The following is a 1,697-nucleotide window of genomic DNA, read 5'->3' on the forward strand; positions in this document are numbered from 1 at the left end:
CCGCACCCGCGGCGACGGGTCGGGCCCCCGAGAGCGCCGCCCGTGTGGCGCGCACGCGCGCACCGGCCACGCCGAGGAGCACGGCGGGCGCCAGACCCGTGGCGAGCGGGACGGCGAGGTCGGTCGGCGTGGTCGGGCCCGGGGTGAGAGCGACGGCGGCGAGCACGCCGGCGACGGCCGCGGGGACGCCGAGCACGAGGCCCTGGCCCGCGCCCAGCCCGCCGACGAGGACGGTCGACGCGCCCCGGGCGCGCAGCAGGACGAGCGCCCCCCGGCGTCGCTCGACGCCGAGCGCGACGGCGAGCCACAGCACGCCGAGGGCGACGCCCGCGGGTCCGGCGGCGAGCACGCCGAGCACCGTGACGACGAGCCGCTGCCGGGGCTCGAGCGCCTGGAGCGCGGCGTCGAGCTCGGTGTCGGTCGCGGTCGCGGTGCGGAACGCGCGCAGGTCGGTCAGCAGCGCAGCACGGTCGGTCGTCGCGACGGGACCGGTGTCGAGCGGGAACCACGTCGTGGACGCGAGCGGCCCGGAGACCGCGAGGACCGGCAGCGCGCCGGGGTCGGCGTAGGGGAAGACCGTGACGAGCGTGCCGGCGTCGGGGTCCTCGACGACCTGCGGCGCGAACGTCGAGTCGAGGTGCGCCCACGTCGGGTCGTCGGGGTCCGCGGCCTCGAACGTCCCGACGAGCACCGCCGTGACACCGGTGCCGCCCTGCAGCGTGCGCAGCTCGCCGACCTGCCAGCCGATGCGCGCGGCGGACGCGACCGAGAGCGCGACCTCGAGCGGCGCGTCCGGACCGGTGCCGGTGCGCGGCGGCGCGCCCGGGGCGAGCGGGGCGACGTCGGCGGGTGCGGGCAGGCGCCCGTCGGCCACGGTCACGAGGTCGGGCAGCCGCCCGTCGACGCGGACGCCGACCGTGAGCTCGGCGATGCCGACGTCGCGCGGCCCGCGGTCGGCCACCCAGCGGTCCGTGGACAGCACGACGCGGGCCTCGCCGAGCAGGGGGCGGAGCGCGGGGCCCGCGGACGCGACCGTCGCGGTCAGCGTGTCCCGCTGCGCGGCGAGGTCGTCGAGCGCGTCGGCCGAGCCGCCGCCGGTGTCGACGAGCCACGACGACGCACGCGTCGGGTCGACCCGCGTCGCGACGAGCCGACCGACCCCGTCGGCCTGGTCGGTCCCCACGACGCGGTCGACGGTGCGTGGCCACGCCGCGAGGACGCATGCGGCGACGAACGTCGCGAGGACGACGAGCACCGCGGTCGTGGGGTCGGTGCGCAGCTGGCGGGCCGCGAGCCGGGCGCTCGACAGCGCGGGCCGCCGGTCGCGGCGGTCCGGACGTGCGGACGCGGTCGCGGTCATCGCGCGTCCTCCCGCACGGTCGCGGTGAGGGCGTACCGGCGGACGCGCGCCCCGTCACCGAGCGCGACGAGCGCGCAGCCGAGCGCGGCGGCGCCGATCAGGGCGGCGAGGACGCCCGGCTGCACGGCCGGAGCCACGACGAGCGCTGCCGGCCCGGTCGCGACGACCCGCACGAGGGCGGGCCCGAGCGTGACGCCGAGCAGCAGGCCGCCGAGCGCGCCCACGACGACGGCGAGCCCCAGCACGGTCCCGGTCTCCGCGCCGCGGCCGCGGGCCTGCGTGCGGGGTGCGAGTCCGAGCGCGTGCAGGACGCCGACCTCCGCGCGGCGTGCGCGAC

2 protein-coding genes are annotated in these 1,697 nt (G+C 80.1%); both read right to left on the minus strand.

All coding sequences use genetic code 11. The features are described 5' to 3' along the window. On the minus strand, nucleotides 1-1,360 hold a 1,360-nt coding region (locus tag CTKZ_RS16980; RefSeq protein ID WP_200829791.1), incomplete at its 3' end, for a hypothetical protein. After that, nucleotides 1,357-1,697 (minus strand): hypothetical protein (locus CTKZ_RS21705; protein WP_200829792.1); only part of this gene is annotated, 341 nt, incomplete at its 5' end. The genes CTKZ_RS21705 and CTKZ_RS16980, both read right to left, overlap by 4 nt.

The sequence above is a fragment of the Cellulomonas algicola genome, assembly GCF_003851725.1.
In the GTDB taxonomy this organism is placed as follows: domain Bacteria; phylum Actinomycetota; class Actinomycetes; order Actinomycetales; family Cellulomonadaceae; genus Cellulomonas; species Cellulomonas algicola.